Genomic DNA, 17,628 nt, shown 5'->3' with positions numbered 1-17,628 from the left:
ACACTTGAGGAAGTTCTGAGGGTCAACGCAAAGAAAAGGCCCCTGACCTGCACAGATTGGCAGATCAGGAGCCGTCCGAAGCACTCCTTGCCGTCAAGGGCGATCGACGCCGAGCTGCGGCGGAGTCCGTCCACGGCCGGCAGGGCGATACGCCGCAGTCGGCATCCCGAAGCCGCAGAAGCCGCCGTCCCGGCGCGGGGCCCGGCGGTCTGCGGCAGGCGCCCGCCCCTCGGACGGGAATGCTTTCAGCCCTCCTTGGCGAGGGCCGGGACGAAGCGGGCCGCGTCGATCGTGCCGACGCCGGTCGCCATGTCGTAGCCCTTCACCGCGGTGTGGCCGGTGACTCCCGCGTAGCTGTTGTTCGTGCCGTCCTTCACATCCACGATCCCGGTGGACGGGTTCCGCGAGGACCGCGCGGACAGCGAGTACAGCGCCTGGTGGATGTCACCCAGCCGGTGCCCGGCCACCTGGTCGGCCAGGGCCACAATGCCCGCAAAGAGCGGGCTGGCCGCGCTGGTGCCGACGTAGACATCCCAGCCGACCCGCTTCGGGTCGTAGCTGGAGTACACCCATGCGCCACCGTTCTTCGCGGCGGACATCGAAACGTCGGGGGTGCCGCGGCGCTCGCCGACCACCTGCTCGACCCCGTTCTGGTACGAGGGACGGGCGAAGACAGGGGACCGACCGCCGCCGCTCGCGCCGTCGTCGTTGTAGACACTGTCCGGCGCGATGCGGTCGCCCTTGGCGTCCAGGTGCAGCTGGGTGCCGCCGACCGAGACGGCCAGCGGGTCGGAGGACGGCCAGGAGTTGGCCTTGTACGGGTAGTTGGCGTTGCCGTTCGCGGTGGGGCTGGTGGCTCCGTCGTCGCCGGAGGCGGCGAGGACGGTCACATCGTGCCTGGCCGCGTCCTTGAAGGCGTACCGCAGGTTCTCAATGCTGGAGAAGTCACCGCTGCGGAAGCCGGGGAAGGTGTTCTCGGTCGCGCCGAAGCTCTGGCTGATCACATCGCCCACACCGCGGTCGATGAGCGACTTCTCGGCGTCCATCATCTCTCGCAGGCCGGTGGTGCCGTCCCCGTTCTGATTGATCCCGGTCTCCACCAGGACGATGTGCGCGTCCGGGGCGACGGCATGCGCCATCTCCACGTCAAGGGTGCTCTCCCCGGCCCAGTCGATGTGGGCGGGGTTGGCGGGGTCGAAGGGCGGGACGGTACCCCACTTGACCACGTCGACGTGGGTGCTCTTCATACCGAACCGGGCGCTGTAGACATCGAGGTCATGCTGGATGGTCGGCGAGCCGAAGGAATCCACGATCACGATCGTGCGCCCCTTGCCGGTGACTCCCGCCCGGTACAGCGGGTTCAGGTTGTACGCCTGCCGGATCTGGGTCGGGGTGTAACAGGAGATCTGCCACTTCGCCTGGCACTGCTCGGTGGTCAGCAAGCTGCGGGCCATGGTCCCCGATTGCTGCCCGGCTACTGCCGGCACGGCTTTGACCCCTTGCACCGAATGCACGGGTACGGCGGCCGCAGAACCGGACAAAATAGGTGATATCAGTGCGACATTGGCGAGGGTGGTGACCCAGGCCACTGCGACCGCGATGCGGCGTCGCGCGCGAACTCCGCGCATGGCTAATCCCCTTGCAAGGTGAGACCCCCACTCGAAAGTTGCCGCAATCTCACCCCGAGGCCATTCGCAGAGCAAGTACTTACCCCTGTGCGACTTCTCACTGATGTGCCGCTTATCACTGTTGTCCGATTCGGGACCGTGTGGCCATGCCGAGCTCGCACAGTACGACCCGGGTGGCATATCGAGACCCGCAAGTCGCCCCCGTTCTCGTGTAGCTGTAGCCGGGTGACAACTGGACCTTCAAGGGCTGTGGTTGTCTCGCGCACGGGTGGTGACGGCTGACCTGGCGTCCGCTGTATCGGCCAGTCAGCTCCATGCCACACTCAGGAGGCCCAGCTCGCGGGCGTACCTGACTCGGGAGTGCGCATGGATCCGCGCTTGAGGAGATTCGGCAACGGCCTGATGACCTGCATCGCCGTGGTCTGGTTCGGCCACCAGACCCTCTATGGCGAGGGGGTGCTGCGGATCTTTTCCGCCCTCATGTTGGTGATGAGCGTGATCGCGATTGCAGGCGCGGTCCTCAACGACATCCGCCCTCGACCGAAGCGCCGCCGATCCCGTGAGCGGGACGCTGGTTGAAATACCCGTGCCGCCACTTGCTCTCCAGGTTGATCTGCTTACAGGGCGCGAATCGGTGAAGCAGAGTTGAGGAAGTCCAGAACTTGGACGGAGGATGGCCGGCATGACCTCCAGCGCACGCCCGCTCCTCAACCGCCGGCTCGCCGAGTTCGGGACGACCATCTTCGCCGAGATGTCCGCGCTCGCCGTGCGGACCGGGTCGATCAACCTGGGGCAGGGCTTCCCCGACACCGACGGCCCCGAGGAGATCCGGGAGGCGGCCGTCCGCGCGCTGCGCGACGGGCGGGGCAACCAGTATCCGCCGGGCCCGGGCATCCCCGAGCTGCGCACGGCGGTCGCGGAGCACCAGCTGCGGCGGTACGGGCTCTCCTACGACCCGGACACGGAGGTGCTGGTCACGGCGGGCGCCACCGAGGCGATCGCGGCGGCGCTGCTCGCGCTGCTGGAGCCCGGCGACGAGGTGATCGCCCTGGAGCCGTACTACGACTCGTACGCCGCCTGCATCGCGATGGCGGGCGGGAAGCGGGTGCCGGTGACGCTCCGGCCGCACCAGGAGGGCGCCGGGTTCCGGCTCGACCTGGACGAGCTGCGCGACGCGGTGACCCCGCGGACCCGGCTGCTGCTCCTGAACACCCCGCACAACCCGACCGGCACCGTCCTCACCCGCCCCGAACTGGCCGAGATCGCCCGGCTCGCCGTCGAGCACGACCTGCTCGTGGTGACGGACGAGGTGTACGAGCACCTCGTGTACGACGACGCCGAGCACATCCCGCTCGCCACGTTCCCCGGCATGCGCGAGCGCACGGTGAGCATCTCGTCGGCGGGCAAGACGTTCTCGTTCACCGGTTGGAAGGTCGGCTGGGTCACCGCCGCCGCTCCCCTGGTCACGGCGGTCCGCTCGGCCAAGCAGTTCCTGACCTACGTGAGCGCCGGGCCGTTCCAGTACGCGGTCGCCGAGGCACTCGCCCTCCCCGACAGCCACTTCACCGGCTTCCGCGAGGACCTGCGCGCCAAGCGCGACCTGCTCGCCACCGGCCTGACCGAGGCGGGCTTCGAGGTCTTCCGCCCCCGGGGCACGTACTTCATCACCACCGACATCGCCCGGCTCGGCGAGAAGGACGGCATCGCCTTCTGCCGCGCCCTGCCCGAACGCTGCGGCGTGGTCGCCATCCCCAACGCGGTCTTCTACGACGACCGGGAGGCGGGCCGCACCCAGGTCCGCTTCGCCTTCTGCAAGCGGACGGACGTCCTGCAGGAGGCCGTCTCCCGTCTCCGGAGCCTCTGAGCCGGGATGCGCGCGGTCCCCGGTCCGCACGGCGAAGAGCCCGGTCCCGGTACGCAGCCAGTGGTGGCCTGCGTCCCGGGCCGGGCTCCCGTCCGGCTACGGCACGTATCTGCGCGCGCTCACACGGACACCGCTGTGGGCGATCGCCGAGGGACTACTCCTCGTCGTCCTCGGGCGTGTCCGCCTCGTTGATCTCCTGCTCGATGCCGAGCTGCTCGACGAGCCACCGGTCGAACTCGATGGCGGCCCGCACCCAGCTGACCGTCGAGGAGACGAAGTGCTCCAGGCTCACGCCCATGCCGATCAGCATCTGCGCCTCGCCGATGAGGCGGACGGTGCCGTCGTCGTGGGTGTGGCTGTACACCTTGGGCCACAGGGTGCGCCGGTTCCAGTCGTCGATGGACTCCAGCAGCTGCGGCTTCTCGTCGATCTTGTGGGGCCGGTCGTAGAACGTCCGCACCGAGAAGACCTGCTGGTCGGCCTCGCCGCGGAACATGAAGTACGTACGGAACTGCTCCCACGGCGCCGCGAGGTCGCCCTCGTCGTCGACGACGTACTTGAGCTCCATCTGGTCCAGGAGCTGCTTCACGAGGTCCTGATCCGGGACGACGGGGCCCGCCGCTCCTTGGGGCTGCGGCTCGGGCTGGCCCCCGAAGTTCGGAATCGAGGACGGGTCGATGCTCACCGTGTTTTTCCCTTCGTACGGATCTCGCCATCCTCCCTCATGCGGGGAGGGGGGTGGCAAGCCCTCCGGGAGGCTGTCAGCCCTGGGCTGACACGATCCGGCCGTCAGGTGGACGTCCGGCAAACGGAGGTGGGAGGTCATGACGCGGACACGAGGCGGGACGAAGGGACTGTGTCCTTCCTCGCCGCCTTCGCGGGCATCGTGCTGTCCGCCCCCGAGTACCCACTGAACGGCGGACCCACGGACATCCCCGCACCGGCCCCGACGCGGTTCCCGGCGTTCACGGTGTGACGCGGTCCGCCACCCACCGTGGTGGCGGACCGCGCCGGGGCTCACAGCGTCTTGCCGGTCGCCGGGCCCACCAGCAGGCCCTCGCCGAAGCGGTCGACGCGGACCGTGTCGCCGTCCTTGATCTCGCCGGCCAGGATCTCCTTGGCGAGGCGGTCGCCGATGGCGGTCTGGATCAGGCGCCGCAGCGGGCGGGCGCCGTAGGCCGGATCCATGCCCTCCTCGGCGAGCCAGGCCAGGGCGTCGGGGGTGACGTCCAGGGTCAGGCGGCGCTCCGCCAGGCGGCGGGCGAGCCGGTCGATCTGGAGCCCGGCGATCCGGCTCAGCTCCTCCTTCGTCAGGGCGGAGAAGACCACCAGGTCGTCCAGCCGGTTGAGGAACTCCGGTTTGAAGGAGACGCGGACCGTCTCGAGGACCTGCTCCTTCTTCTCCTCCTCGCTCGTCAGCGGGTCGACCAGGTACTGGCTGCCCAGGTTCGAGGTCAGCACCAGGATGGTGTTGCGGAAGTCGACCGTGCGGCCCTGACCGTCCGTCAGGCGGCCGTCGTCCAGCACCTGCAGCAGGATGTCGAAGACCTCCGGATGGGCCTTCTCCACCTCGTCGAGCAGCACCACGCTGTACGGGCGGCGGCGCACCGCCTCGGTGAGCTGGCCGCCCTCCTCGTAGCCGACGTAGCCGGGCGGGGCGCCGACCAGCCGGGCCACGCTGTGCTTCTCGCCGTACTCCGACATGTCGATGCGGACCATGGCCCGCTCGTCGTCGAAGAGGAAGTCTGCGAGCGCCTTGGCGAGTTCGGTCTTGCCCACGCCGGTCGGGCCGAGGAAGAGGAACGAGCCCGTCGGCCGGTCCGGGTCCGCGATGCCGGCCCGGCTGCGGCGTACGGCGTCGGAGACGGCGCGGACGGCCTCGCCCTGGCCGATGAGCCGCCTGCCGATCTCCTCCTCCATGCGCAGCAGCTTCTGCGTCTCGCCCTCCAGCAGGCGGCCGGCCGGAATCCCGGTCCAGGAGGCGACCACGTCGGCGATGTCGTCGGGGCCGACCTCCTCCTTGACCATGGTGTCCTTGGCGGCCTCCTCCTCGGCCTGCGAGGCGGCCTCCAACTCCTTCTCCAGGTCCGGGATCTCGCCGTACAGCAGCTTGGAGGCGGTGTCGAAGTCGCCGTCGCGCTGGGCGCGTTCGGCCTGACCGCGCAGGTCGTCCAGCCGCTCCTTCAGCTCGCCGACCCGGTTGAGGGCCTGCTTCTCCTTCTCCCAGCGGGCGGTCAGGCCGCGCAGCTCCTCCTCCTTGTCGGCGAGGTCGCGGCGCAGCTTCTCCAGCCGCTCGCGCGAGGCCGCGTCGGTCTCCTTGTCGAGCGCCAGCTCCTCCATGCGCAACCGGTCGACGCCGCGCTGGAGTTCGTCGATCTCCACCGGGGAGGAGTCGATCTCCATCCGCAGCCGGGAGGCGGCCTCGTCGACGAGGTCGATCGCCTTGTCCGGCAGGAAGCGGGAGGTGATGTAGCGGTCGGACAGGGTCGCGGCGGCCACCAGCGCGGAGTCGTTGATCTGCACCTTGTGGTGGGCCTCGTAGCGGCCCTTGAGCCCCCGCAGGATCGCGATGGAGTCCTCCACGCTGGGCTCGGCGACCAGCACCTGCTGGAAGCGCCGCTCCAGCGCCGGGTCCTTCTCGATCCGCTCCCGGTACTCGTCGAGCGTCGTGGCGCCGACCATGCGCAGCTCACCGCGGGCCAGCATGGGCTTGAGCATGTTGCCGGCGTCCATCGCGGAGTCGCCGCCGGCGCCCGTGCCGACGACGGTGTGCAGTTCGTCGATGAAGGTGATGATCCGGCCGTCGGAGTCCTTGATCTCCGCCAGTACGGTCTTGAGCCGCTCCTCGAACTCGCCGCGGTACTTCGCGCCCGCGACCATCGCCCCGAGGTCCAGCGCCACCAGCCGCTTGTCCTTCAGGGACTCCGGCACGTCGCCCTTGACGATCCGCTGGGCGAGCCCCTCGACGACGGCGGTCTTGCCGACTCCGGGCTCACCGATGAGGACCGGGTTGTTCTTGGTCCGGCGCGACAGCACCTGCACGACACGGCGGATCTCCTGGTCCCGGCCGATCACCGGGTCGAGGCGGCCCTCGCGCGCCGCCGCGGTGAAGTCCGTGCCGAACTTCTCCAGGGCCTTGTACTGGCCCTCGGGGTCGGGCGTGGTCACCCGGCGTCCTCCCCTCGCCTTCGAGAAGGCGTCCTGAAGCTTCCTGGCATCGGCGCCCTGCCCGGACAGTACCTCGCCGGCCGCGCCGCCCTTCGCGGCGATGCCGATGAGCAGGTGCTCGGTGGACAGGTACTCGTCCCCGAGGTCCCGCGCCCTGCTCTGCGCGTCCGCGATCACGGCGAGCAGCTCGCGGTTGGGCTGCGGCGGCGCGACCGTGGACCCGGTCACGCTGGGCAGTGACGCGAGCACGCGCTCGGCGCCGGAGCGGACGGAAGCCTGGTCGGCCTCGACGGCCGACAGCAGGTCGATGATGTTCTCGTTGTCCTGCCCCTCGAGCAGCGCGAGGAGCAGGTGGGCGGGGGTGAGGTCGGGGTGCCCCTCCCGTACGGCCCGGTTGCCGGCCGCGTTGATCGCGTCACGGCTCCTGTTGGTCAGCTCGGCGTCCACGGTCGCTTCTCTCCTCCTTGACGAGCGCTCTCTGCCACTTCTCCCAGTCCTGACTCAGTCAGCGTACACAAACTTGAGTCTATTCCACTCAAGGTCGGCGCGGGAGCTTTCCCGGAGAAGGGGGTTCGCGGCTCGCGGGGTACCGGGCGGGTTAGGTTGCGACTCATGGCCACCACCACGTACGCCCTCGACCCGGGCGCCCCCGACGCGTCGTATCTCGGCTTCTGGCGGGAACGGCACCTGTGCACGCTGACGACCCTGCGCCCGGACGGCACCCCGCACGTCGTTCCCGTCGGGGTGACCTACGACCCGGAGGCGCGGCTGGCCCGGGTGATCACGAGCAAGGCGAGCGCGAAGGCGGCACACGTCCTGGCGACCGGCCCGCAGGGCGCGCCGGTCGCGGTGTGCCAGGTGGACGGGCGGCGGTGGGCGACGCTGGAGGGACGCGCGTTCGTCCGCACGGAGCCGGAGCGGATCAGGGAGGCGGAGCGGCGATACGCCGAGCGCTACGAGCGGACCCCGGGGCCCAATCCGTCCCGCGTGGTGATCGAGATCGAGCTGACCCGGGCGCTGGGGCGCGGCTGAGCGGCGCTCTTTTTCAGCCAGCGATCGAATCCGCCGATACCCGGAGATTTCCAGGGAAAACTACAGCGGCGTCACCGTGTTCAGGTCACGGTGACGCCGCTGCGGGGGGAAGCACCTGAGCGATCTGTTACGACGGGGGAATCGCGTCAGGCACTGCGGGGGGTGGCGGTGATAGTCCTGAGGGCCGAGGGCTCCACTGCCACCTGGCGATGGTCCCTCTGGTCCAGGTTCACAAAGATCATTCCGTAACGGACGGCACACCGTACGGGCTGCGGCGCCCCCCGAGGCCGCCGCAGACACCGGTACGCCCGTACGTCTCCGTCCTCGTCCCGCGTAACGACGACCGGCTCACCGAAGACGGCCACCATCAACGAGTCACCGCTGTGGGGGAGGGCGGTGACCAGGTCGATGAAGTGCCAACCGGAGCGGTAGGCGGTGGCCATCTCACGGCGAAAAGAACGGTCGTCGGGTGGAGTGGTCACGTCAGCCCCCAGAACTCGTTGCCGAATCCGCAGGAGTTGTGTTCACGGCCACCGCCGGCCACTTGCTGTCCGCTCGGTCGTCGACCTTCTTCTCCATCTGGCCGCTCAGCGCCACGAGGGCCACAGCAGCGGAGAAGGTGGCGACAAGTATCGAGCGAAGCACTCTCTTACCCATAGTCGGCTTCATCCTCACTTGAAGGTCCCCTCTTCCCCCGTCGGAATACGACGATGGCTCATTCAGGCACGTCATGGCCACACAATCGGTGCATCATGTTCCTGCACGTTCAGGACCCTGGGGGGTGGAGATTTGACAACGAATCGGGCTAACGAGACACATCCCCATGGGGTGACCGAGATGTGCGACGAAGGTGGCCGACTTTATGCGAGTGCCCTGCGCGCCGGGCGCATCTCCCGCGCCGACGCCGAACCGGCCCCGTGCCTGATGGAGTTCGCCCTGCTCCATCCCGATCCCGACGATCCCGACTGGCTGCGCCCCGTCCCACCGGGCATCGCGCTGGCTCGGCGTCTCGGTCCGCTCGAGCGCGAGATCGCCGAGCGCCGACGGCGGTCGATCGAACTGTCCGATGCATTCGAGCCGTTCCTCTCACTCAGCGCGCAGACGACGTCCGCCACCCACGCCATCACAGTCCTGGAGGGCAGCAGCCGGATCAACACGTCGCTCGACCTGGCCACGTCCCAGTGCCAGGTCGAGATGCTCACCGTCCAGCCGAGCAACCGTTTCACGGAGCGGACCATCCTGCAGGGCCTGGAGCGTGACACGGCGCTGGTCGACCGCGGCGTGCGCATCCGCACCCTCTACCAGCACACGGTCCGCTACAACCTCGAACAGCTGGCTTACGTGGACCAACTCGCCAACGGCAAGGTGGAGTACCGCACGATCGACGAACTGGTGGAACGCCTGATCATCTGCGACGAGACGGTCGCCTTCATCCCCACCCGGGACGATCAGCAGGTCGCGCTGGAGCTGCGTCATCCGGGACTGGTCCGGTACCTCATCAAGGTCTTCGAGTTCATGTGGAACCGCGCGGTCCCGTTGAGTGCCGGCACCCCCTACGAAACGGCCCCCGACGGCATCACGGAGATCCAGCACTCCATCGCCAAGCTCCTCGTCGAGGGCCACGTCGACGAGGCCATCGCGCGTCGGCTGGGCATGAACGTGCGCACCTGCCGCGCCCACATAGCCAAGCTGGCCACGGCACTGGGCAGCGGCAGCCGGGCCCAACTCGGTTACCTCATCGCCCAGTCGGGGATTCTGGAGCAGGACCACTGACGGCGAGGGGACAAATGTCGTGACGTCGGCACCGCATCCGGACCACCGGCCGGAGGACCTGTGCTCCCCGGGCACGGCGCTGTACGAACGAGCCCTGCGCCAGGGGCAGGTGGCCGCTCGAGAGGCCGCCGTCGCACCCTGCCTGGTCGACTTCGGCCTGCTGCACCCCTCGGTCGCCGACGCGAGCCGGCTCGAACCGGTGCCGCCCGCCGCCGTCCTGCACCGGCTCCTGAGGGGCTCCGCCGAGCGCATCGCCGAGGAGCGACAGCGCGAGGAGCGGCTGACCGAGACGTTCGCGACGCTGATGCGCGTCGACGGACCGCGCACCGCCGGGCCGGACTCACCGGTACTCAGACTCCTCAGCGGTAACCGCCGGATCAACCAGGCCATCACCGAGACCATGGCCGAGGCGAGCTGGGAGCTGCTGTGCGTGCAACCGCACGCGGGCCTCGTCGGCCGACGCGTCGAGGAGGCCCGGGCCGTGTCGCTGGTGCGCGACCAGGCACTGCTGGACCGAGGTGGCCGCATCCGCACCCTCTACCAGCACACTCTGCGTCATGTGCCCTCGGTGCCCGCCTATCAGGAGCGGTTGACCGGCGACGTCGAGGCCCGCTCCCTCGACGAGGTCACCGCCCGCCTCGTCCTCGTCGACCGCCGGGTCGCCTTCATCCCCGCCAACGGTGACGCCACCCTCGCGCTCGAAGTGCGCCACCCGGCCCTCGTGGGGTACTTCGCCACCACCTTCGACCGGCTGTGGCGGCTGACCACCCCCATGTACCCACTGACCGTCCGACAGCCGTCCGCGGACGGCGTCACCCCCCGCCAGCGCGCCATCGCCGGCCTCCTCGTCGAGGGTCACACCGACGCCGTCATCGCCGACCGCCTCGGCATGAACGTACGCACCGCCCGTGAGCACATCGCCAAGCTCGCCGCCACTCTCGGCAGCGGCAGCCGGGCCCAGTTGGGCTACCTCATCGGCCAGTCGGGAATTCTTGACCCGGAACGGTGAACGGCCCCGCCACGGCGGTGCGCGGCGGCCCGTCCAGCCCCGCCTGGGCGATCCGCACGCCCAACTGCGTACGGCTGGCCGCGCCCAGCGTCTCCGACAGCCGGGCGATATGGGCCCGGCAGGTGCGGACGCTGATGCCCAGCCGCTCGGCGATCACCGCGTCCTGGTGGCCCTCGGCCAGCAGCGCCGCGATGGACCGCTCGCGGTGGGAGATGCCCTCGATGCCCGTGTCGGGCAGCGGCGCGGTCAGCGGGATCGCCAGCCGCCAGAGCCGTTCGAAGACCGTCCCCAGGTACTCCACCAGCGCCGGATGGCGCAGTTCCAGCGCCATGGTGCGGTCGGCGTTGGCGGGCACGAAGGCGACCGTGCGGTCGAAGAGGATCAGCCGGTCGATCACCTCGTCCAGCGTGCGCGCCTCGACCGCGTCGCCCATCAGCTCCAGGTAGTTGAGCAGCCCCTGGCCGTGCCGGGCCACGTGCGTGTACAGGTCCCGCATCCGCACCCCGCGCCCGCGCAGCGCCAGTGCCCGGTGCAGCCCCTCGGACAGCTCGTGCTCGCGGCGGATGCCGCCCGGCTGGACGGTCAGCACCTCGGTGGTGCACGCCTCGGTCGCCTCGTCCATAGCCGCCTGGATGCGGGACAGGCCGTCCAGGACCCGGATCGCCGTGCCCTCCACGGCCGCGGCGGACACGCGCACCTGACGGCCCAGCCCGGCGTACCGCTCGACGGCGGCCACCACCGAGCCCACCCGCCGGTGGCTCTCACTGACCTCGTCGTACATCCCGCGCAGCAGCCGGGTCATGACCTCCTGCGGCGCGGTCGGCACCAGGAAGTCCATGTCGTCGGGGTCCGGGTGCAGCAGGGCGAGTTCAAGCAGGCAGGGCACTGGCTCGGCGAGCCGGCGCGGCACCCGGCCCCGTCGTACGGCCCGGGAATACACGTGCTCGCCGGCCTCGCACAGTCGCTCGGCACCGTGTGGATGCTCCGCCGTCCCGTGCCCGGTCATGCCTCATCACACCCCCGGTCTCCGCGTCTTCCGCAGCGCAACTATGCGCGGCGCGGACCGGCTGTGCAACACGGCTCCTACCGGCGCGACCCCCGAAAACCAGCGGTTTCGACCGGTGTGCACCAACCTCCACTTGACGGACCGCAACGTGTCCGGAACCGACTGTTGAACCCGAACGGGTAACGACCGCACGGGAGTTACTTCAGAAGACCGATCGCCACGCAGGCCTCCCGGTACTTCGCGGTGCAGATGTCGGTCACCTTGTAGAAGTCGTCATCGATGACCGCGTCCTTGATGTTGTTCTTCGTCAGGGCGACCACGGAGACCAACTGGGCCGGAATGTTCCTGTGGGTGGGGCTGCTGACCCGGTCCCGGGTGAGGGAGTCGAACTGGATGTCCTTGCCCTGGACCTTGGCGACCGCCATCTGAGCGGCGGTCTGGGCCTCCGTCGGGTAGGACTTGTACACGCTCATGTACTGCTCGCCGGTGACGATCCGCTGCACGGCGTCGAGTTCGGCGTCCTGGCCGGTGATGTACGGCAGGTCGGTGACGCCCGCCGCCTTGAGGGCCTTGATGACGCCGCCCGCCATGCCGTCGTTGGCGGAGTAGACGGCGACGATGTTGTCCTTGCCCAGCGCGGCGATGGCCTGGGCCATGTTCGCCTCGGCGTTCTCGGGCTTCCAGTCCTTGGTGTCGTAGGACTTGTCGATCTCGAACTTCGGTCTGAGCTGGGAGAGCGCGCCGTCCTTGAACTGCTTGGCGTTCGGGTCGGTGGGCGAGCCGTTGATCATGACGATCTTGTCGTTGGTGCCGACGCCGGAACCCAGCGCCTCGAGCAGGGAGCGGCCCTGCACCTCACCCACCAGTTCGTTGTCGAAGGAGATGTACGCGTCGATCGGGCCCTCGGAGAGCCGGTCGTAGGCGATGACCGGGATGGCGGCGTCCTTGGCCTTCTGCACCATGTCGGCGATGGCGTGCGAGTCGACGGCGTCGAGCAGGATGACGTCGACCTTGTTGTCGATCATCCGCTGCATCTGGCCGGCCTGCCGGCCCGCGTCCGCGTCCGCGTTGGCGTACTCGACCTTGCCCTGGTGCCGGGTCAAGGCGGCGACCTTCTCCTTGATGATGGGGTAGTCGAACTTCTCGTACCGGGTGTTGGCCGTCTCCGGCAGCAGCAGACCCACCGTCAGGTCGTTGCCCTTGGTCGGGCTCGCGTCGCTGCTGCTCCCCGACCCGCCGAGCGCCCCGCAGGCGGCGAGCGAGAAGGTCAGCGTGGGCGCGACCACGGCTATGGCGATACGACGCATCGAGGTGCTCACTTCTGGTGCCTTCCGGACGTGGGCGCAGCATTGCGACCCAGGTGACTGAAAAGCCAACGCGGAGGCGACCACCGGCGTCAAGCGGAACCACTTAACGAGATGACAACGCAACGCTCCGCTGTGCGTGTGAAGACCTTGCGGAACCTTGCGGAATCGCCTCCAAACGCCCTTTACGGACCCCGCACTCGACGGCCGCCCGCCACCGGGCCAAGATCCGTACAACCAACTCCCCGCCACGCGAGTCGTGGTCACGGGAGCCTTGCTCCGGCGTTCCCGTCACGACCAGAGGACCGAATGAAGCCAGCCGGCCGTACCACGGCCACGACCGTCGCGCTCACCGCCCGGACTGCGACAGCGCGGTCAACGAGAACTGGGGCACGGGCGCACACGCCAAGGGCCTGCCGAAGGACAAGTTCGGCGTGCGCTGGACGGGACCGAGTCGGCGCCGGTGGGCGCCCACGCGTTCACCTGAGCCGGGCCGCGGCGGCACGACGAGGGGCCGGGAGGCTGTACGGCCTCCCGGCCCCTCGTCGTCGCTCGTGCCCGAGTGTGTCGTGCGCCGCCCGCGGCTGGGTGCGTGTCAGTCCGGCTGCTGCCGCTTGGGCCGCCACACCACCAGCGCGCTGGTCTGCTGGACCTCCTGGTAGGGGACCAGGTCCCGGCGGTAGGAGGCGTGGACGGCGGCCTCGCGCTGCCGCATCGCCGCCGCGGCGCCGTCCAGCGCCGCCTGGAGTTCCGCGATCCGGGACTGGAGCGCGGTGACCTGGTTCTCCAGTTCGATGATGCGCTTGATGCCGGCCAGGTTGATGCCCTCGTCCTGCGACAACTGCTGCACCTGGCGGAGCAGTTCGATGTCACGGGCCGAGTAGCGGCGCCCTCGGCCGGCGGTGCGGTCGGGGGACACCAGGCCCAGGCGGTCGTACTGACGGAGTGTCTGCGGGTGCAGTCCGGACAGCTGGGCGGCCACCGAGATGACGTACACCGGTGTGTCTTCCGTCAGTTCGTACGGGTTGCGACGGCGGCCGTCCATCACACTCATGCTCCCTTCGCGGCCTCGAACAGCTCGGCCCGCGGGTCCTCGCCCGCGGTGGCCTCGCGATACGCCTGAAGCGCGTCACGAGCCTTCCCCGACAGGTCCTTGGGGACACTCACCTCCACGGTGACCAGGAGGTCGCCGTGGCTGCCGTCCTTGCGGACCGCGCCCTTGCCGCGGGCCCGCATCGTACGCCCGTTCGGTGTGCCCGGGGGCAGCTTCAGCGTCACCGGAGGACCGCCCAGGGTGGGCACGCGGACCTCGCCGCCGAGGGCCGCCTCGGCGAACGTGACCGGCACGGTGACGGTGAGGTTGTCGCCCCGGCGGCCGAAGACCGGATGCTCCCCGACGTGCACCATCACGTACAGGTCGCCCGCGGGTCCGCCGCGCTCACCCGGGGCGCCCTTGCCACGCAGCCGGATGCGCTGGCCGTCGCTGACCCCGGCCGGGATGCGGACCTGCATCGTCCGGGACGACTTGGCCCGCCCGGAGCCCATGCAGACCTCGCAGGGGTTCTCCGCTATGAGTCCGCGGCCCTTGCAGTCCGGGCACGGGTCCGTCAGCGAGAACCCGCCGCCCGAGCCGCGCGCCACCTGTCCGGTGCCGACGCAGGTCGGGCACACCCGCGGTGTGCCGTTCTTGTCGCCGGTGCCCGAACAGGCCTTGCACGGCTGCTGGCTGGACATGCGCAGCGGCACCGTGGCGCCCTCGATGGCCTCCGTGAAGCTCAGCGTGACCTCGGACTCGATGTCCTGGCCGCGCCTGGGCTGGGCGCGCGTGGTGCCCGTGCCGCCCCGGTTGAACAGGCCCCCGAAGACGTCACCGATTCCGCCGCCGAAGCCGCCGCTGCCGCTCCCGCCCTGGGCGCCTCCGAAGAGGTCGCCCAGGTCGAAGTTGAAGGAGCCGCCGCCGGCGCCCGGCCCGGGGCGGAAGCCGCCGTTGCCGAACAGGGTGCGGGCCTCGTCGTACTCCTTGCGCTTCTTGGCGTCGCCGAGCACGTCGTTCGCCTCGGAGATCTCCTTGAAGCGCTCCTCGGCCTTGGCGTTGCCCTTGTTGGCGTCCGGGTGGAACTCGCGGGCGAGCTTCCGGTACGCCTTCTTGATCTCGGCCTCGGTGGCGTCCTTGGGGACGCCGAGGACCTTGTAGTAGTCCTTCTCGATGAAGTCCTTGGTGCTCATCCCCGACGTCCCTCCTCTCGTGCGTCGTCCGTTATTACGTCAGCCCTCCTCCGGGCCACCGCTCTCCTTGTCCTCGCCCTGCTCGGCGGCCTCGGCCGTGCCGGACTCCTCGGCCGACTTGACCGTCTGCGCGCCGGGCTGGGGCTCGGCCACCGCCACCCGCGCGGGGCGGATGGTGCGCTCGCCGATCCGATACCCGGGCTGCAGAATCGCCACGCACGTCGTCTCGGTGACGTCCGGTGCGTAGGAGTGCATCAGGGCCTCGTGGATCGTCGGGTCGAAGGGCTCGCCCTCCTTGCCGAACTGCTGCAGCCCGAGCTTCGCCACCACGGTCTCCAGCGACTCGGCGACGGACTTGAAACCGCCCACCAGTTCGCTGTGGTCCCGCGCGCGGCCGATGTCGTCGAGCACGGGCAGGAGCTCGGACAGGATGTTCGCGACAGCGACCTCCCGTACCGCGATCCGGTCGCGCTCGACCCGGCGCCGGTAGTTCTGGTACTCGGCCTGGAGCCGTTGCAGGTCCGCAGTGCGCTCGCCGAGCGCCGTGCGCACCTGGTCCAGCTGGGCCGTCGACGCGGCCGACTGGTCCGCGTCACCGGCCGGGGCCGCGCCCTTGTCCTGGGCGGCGGCCGGCGCGGCGTCCTCGGGGGTGGTGCCGGAGGCGGCGTCGGACTGCGGCGGAGGCTGCGGCTGGTGTTCCTCGAAGCCGGGGGTCTCCTCCGTCACGCCGCACCGTCCTTGCGCTCGTCGTCGACGATCTCGGCGTCCACGACGTCGTCGTCGGCCTTGGCCTGGCCCGCGCCGGCGTCACCGCCCGCGGCCTGCGCGGCCTGGGCGTCGGCGTACATGGCCTGGCCGAGCTTCTGGGAGACGGCGGCGACCTTCTCCGTGGCGGCACGGATCGCGGCGGTGTCCTCGCCCTTGAGCTGCTCCTTCAGCTCGGTGACGGCGGACTCCACCTCGGTCTTGATCTCGCCGGGGACCTTGTCCTCGTTGTCCTTGAGGAACTTCTCGGTCTGGTAGACGAGCTGCTCGCCCTGGTTGCGGGTCTCGGCGGCCTCGCGACGCTTGTGGTCCTCCTCCGCGTAGCGCTCGGCCTCCTCGCGCATGCGGTCGACCTCGTCCTTCGGGAGCGAGGAGCCGCCGGTGACGGTCATCTTCTGCTCCTTGCCGGTGCCGAGGTCCTTCGCCGTGACGTGCATGATGCCGTTGGCGTCGATGTCGAAGGAGACCTCGATCTGCGGGACGCCGCGGGGCGCCGGCGGCAGACCGGTCAGCTCGAACATGCCGAGCTTCTTGTTGTACGCGGCGATCTCGCGCTCGCCCTGGTAGACCTGGATCTGCACCGACGGCTGGTTGTCCTCGGCCGTGGTGAAGATCTCCGAGCGCTTGGTCGGGATCGTGGTGTTGCGCTCGATCAGCTTGGTCATGATGCCGCCCTTGGTCTCGATACCGAGGGACAGCGGGGTGACGTCGAGCAGCAGGACGTCCTTGACCTCGCCCTTGAGGACACCTGCCTGGAGCGAGGCGCCGATGGCGACGACCTCGTCCGGGTTCACGCCCTTGTTGGCCTCCTTGCCGCCGGTCAGCTCCTTGACGAGCTCGGCGACCGCGGGCATACGGGTGGAACCACCGACGAGCACGATGTGGTCGATGTCGTTGACGGAGACGCCGGCGTCCTTGATCACGTTGTAGAACGGCGTCTTGCAGCGCTCGAGCAGGTCGGCCGTCAGCTGCTGGAACTGGGCGCGGGTGAGCCTCTCGTCCAGGTGCAGCGGGCCCTCGGCGGACGCGGTGATGTAGGGCAGGTTGATCGAGGTCTCGGTGGACGAGGACAGCTCGATCTTGGCCTTCTCCGCCGCCTCACGCAGACGCTGCAGGGCCATCTTGTCCTTGGACAGGTCCACGCCGTGACCGGCCTGGAACTGCTTGACCAGGTAGTCGACGACGCGCTGGTCCCAGTCGTCACCACCGAGGTGGTTGTCACCGTTGGTGGCCTTCACCTCGACGACACCGTCGCCGATCTCCAGCAGCGAGACGTCGAACGTACCGCCACCGAGGTCGAAGACGAGGATCATCTGCTCGTCCTTGTCGAGGCCGTACGCCAGGGCGGCGGCGGTCGGCTCGTTGACGATGCGCAGCACGTTCAGACCGGCGATCTCGCCGGCCTCCTTGGTGGCCTGGCGCTCGGCGTCGTTGAAGTACGCCGGGACGGTGATGACCGCGTCCGTGACCTTCTCGCCCAGGTAGGACTCGGCGTCCCGCTTCAGCTTCTGCAGCACGAAGGCGCTGATCTGCTGCGGGTTGAAGTCCTTGCCGTCGAGGTTGATCTTCCAGTCGGTGCCCATGTGGCGCTTGACCGACCGGATGGTCCTGTCGACGTTGGTGACGGCCTGACGCTTGGCCACCTCACCGACCAGCACCTCGCCGTTCTTGGCGAAGGCGACGACGGACGGCGTGGTCCTGGCACCCTCGGCGTTGGTGATGACGGTGGGCTCGCCGCCCTCCAGAACGCTGACGACGGAGTTAGTCGTGCCCAGGTCGATGCCGACCGCACGTGCCATGGTGAATCCTCCAGCTGACTTGAGTGGAACGGACTCAAGTGTGCCCGAGGCTCA

Annotated in this window: 15 protein-coding genes; 5 read left to right on the top strand and 10 right to left on the bottom strand. The window is 69.4% G+C overall.

The annotated features are described in order from the left end of the window. Positions 1 to 245: 245 nt before the first annotated feature. Positions 246 to 1,628: a S8 family serine peptidase gene (locus ACIQFZ_RS18980; RefSeq protein WP_402691735.1), complete on the bottom strand. Its 1,383-nt coding sequence runs from the start codon at positions 1,626 to 1,628 to the stop codon at positions 246 to 248. Between the two features lie 366 nt (positions 1,629 to 1,994). Here ACIQFZ_RS18980 and ACIQFZ_RS18975 point away from each other — a divergent pair, with 366 nt between their 5' ends. Both ACIQFZ_RS18975 and ACIQFZ_RS18970 read left to right on the top strand, forming a co-directional pair. After that, on the top strand, positions 1,995 to 2,207 hold the full coding sequence (locus ACIQFZ_RS18975) for a hypothetical protein (protein WP_365437615.1): 213 nt from the start codon (positions 1,995 to 1,997) through the stop codon (positions 2,205 to 2,207). Positions 2,208 to 2,301: 94 nt separating this feature from the next. Next, positions 2,302 to 3,492: a pyridoxal phosphate-dependent aminotransferase gene (locus ACIQFZ_RS18970; protein WP_402691734.1), complete on the top strand. Its 1,191-nt coding sequence runs from the start codon at positions 2,302 to 2,304 to the stop codon at positions 3,490 to 3,492. A gap of 154 nt (positions 3,493 to 3,646) precedes the next feature. Here ACIQFZ_RS18970 and ACIQFZ_RS18965 read toward each other — a convergent pair whose 3' ends face one another. Together ACIQFZ_RS18965 and clpB are read right to left on the bottom strand one after the other, a co-directional pair. Further along, entirely contained in the window at positions 3,647 to 4,177 is a 531-nt protein-coding gene (locus ACIQFZ_RS18965; RefSeq protein ID WP_365437922.1) for a YbjN domain-containing protein, read from the bottom strand. A gap of 332 nt (positions 4,178 to 4,509) precedes the next feature. Then, positions 4,510 to 7,107, bottom strand: a complete 2,598-nt coding sequence (gene clpB / locus ACIQFZ_RS18960) for an ATP-dependent chaperone ClpB (RefSeq protein WP_383055737.1) — start codon at positions 7,105 to 7,107, stop codon at positions 4,510 to 4,512. 165 nt (positions 7,108 to 7,272) lie between these two features. Here clpB and ACIQFZ_RS18955 point away from each other — a divergent pair, with 165 nt between their 5' ends. Continuing rightward, positions 7,273 to 7,692 carry a pyridoxamine 5'-phosphate oxidase family protein gene (locus ACIQFZ_RS18955; RefSeq protein WP_383055736.1) on the top strand — a complete coding sequence of 140 codons (420 nt, stop codon included), beginning with the start codon at positions 7,273 to 7,275 and terminating at the stop codon, positions 7,690 to 7,692. A gap of 146 nt (positions 7,693 to 7,838) precedes the next feature. Here ACIQFZ_RS18955 and ACIQFZ_RS18950 read toward each other — a convergent pair whose 3' ends face one another. Beyond that, positions 7,839 to 8,174, bottom strand: coding sequence for a hypothetical protein (locus ACIQFZ_RS18950; RefSeq protein ID WP_365430166.1), 336 nt, complete (start codon positions 8,172 to 8,174; stop codon positions 7,839 to 7,841). Between the two features lie 355 nt (positions 8,175 to 8,529). Between ACIQFZ_RS18950 and ACIQFZ_RS18945 the strand changes: the two genes are divergently transcribed. Together ACIQFZ_RS18945 and ACIQFZ_RS18940 are read left to right on the top strand one after the other, a co-directional pair. Beyond that, positions 8,530 to 9,465, top strand: a complete 936-nt coding sequence (locus ACIQFZ_RS18945; protein WP_365430164.1) for a helix-turn-helix transcriptional regulator — start codon at positions 8,530 to 8,532, stop codon at positions 9,463 to 9,465. 19 nt (positions 9,466 to 9,484) lie between these two features. After that, a complete protein-coding gene (locus tag ACIQFZ_RS18940; protein ID WP_402691733.1) occupies positions 9,485 to 10,474 on the top strand; it encodes a helix-turn-helix transcriptional regulator in 990 nt (329 codons plus the stop codon). Here ACIQFZ_RS18940 and ACIQFZ_RS18935 read toward each other — a convergent pair. The 6 genes from ACIQFZ_RS18935 to dnaK form a co-directional block, all read right to left on the bottom strand. Continuing rightward, positions 10,437 to 11,480, bottom strand: coding sequence for a helix-turn-helix transcriptional regulator (locus ACIQFZ_RS18935; RefSeq protein WP_365430160.1), 1,044 nt, complete (start codon positions 11,478 to 11,480; stop codon positions 10,437 to 10,439). The genes ACIQFZ_RS18940 and ACIQFZ_RS18935 overlap by 38 nt on opposite strands. A gap of 197 nt (positions 11,481 to 11,677) precedes the next feature. Next, positions 11,678 to 12,787 carry a sugar ABC transporter substrate-binding protein gene (locus ACIQFZ_RS18930; protein WP_383055915.1) on the bottom strand — a complete coding sequence of 370 codons (1,110 nt, stop codon included), beginning with the start codon at positions 12,785 to 12,787 and terminating at the stop codon, positions 11,678 to 11,680. 592 nt (positions 12,788 to 13,379) lie between these two features. Further along, complete coding sequence (locus tag ACIQFZ_RS18925) at positions 13,380 to 13,829, bottom strand: heat shock protein transcriptional repressor HspR (protein WP_361422654.1); 450 nt, start codon at positions 13,827 to 13,829, stop codon at positions 13,380 to 13,382. Positions 13,830 to 13,834: 5 nt separating this feature from the next. Beyond that, positions 13,835 to 15,010: a molecular chaperone DnaJ gene (gene dnaJ, locus ACIQFZ_RS18920; protein WP_365430156.1), complete on the bottom strand. Its 1,176-nt coding sequence runs from the start codon at positions 15,008 to 15,010 to the stop codon at positions 13,835 to 13,837. 39 nt (positions 15,011 to 15,049) lie between these two features. Beyond that, positions 15,050 to 15,736, bottom strand: a complete 687-nt coding sequence (gene grpE, locus ACIQFZ_RS18915) for a nucleotide exchange factor GrpE (RefSeq protein WP_402691732.1) — start codon at positions 15,734 to 15,736, stop codon at positions 15,050 to 15,052. Then, complete coding sequence (dnaK, locus tag ACIQFZ_RS18910) at positions 15,733 to 17,574, bottom strand: molecular chaperone DnaK (RefSeq protein ID WP_376397732.1); 1,842 nt, start codon at positions 17,572 to 17,574, stop codon at positions 15,733 to 15,735. Before dnaK ends, grpE begins: the two co-directional genes overlap by 4 nt. Positions 17,575 to 17,628: the final 54 nt, after the last annotated feature.

This window comes from Streptomyces sp. NPDC093064, from assembly GCF_044754605.1.
In the GTDB taxonomy this organism is placed as follows: Bacteria; Actinomycetota; Actinomycetes; order Streptomycetales; family Streptomycetaceae; genus Streptomyces.
This window is presented reverse-complemented; position numbering and strand designations above follow the sequence as displayed.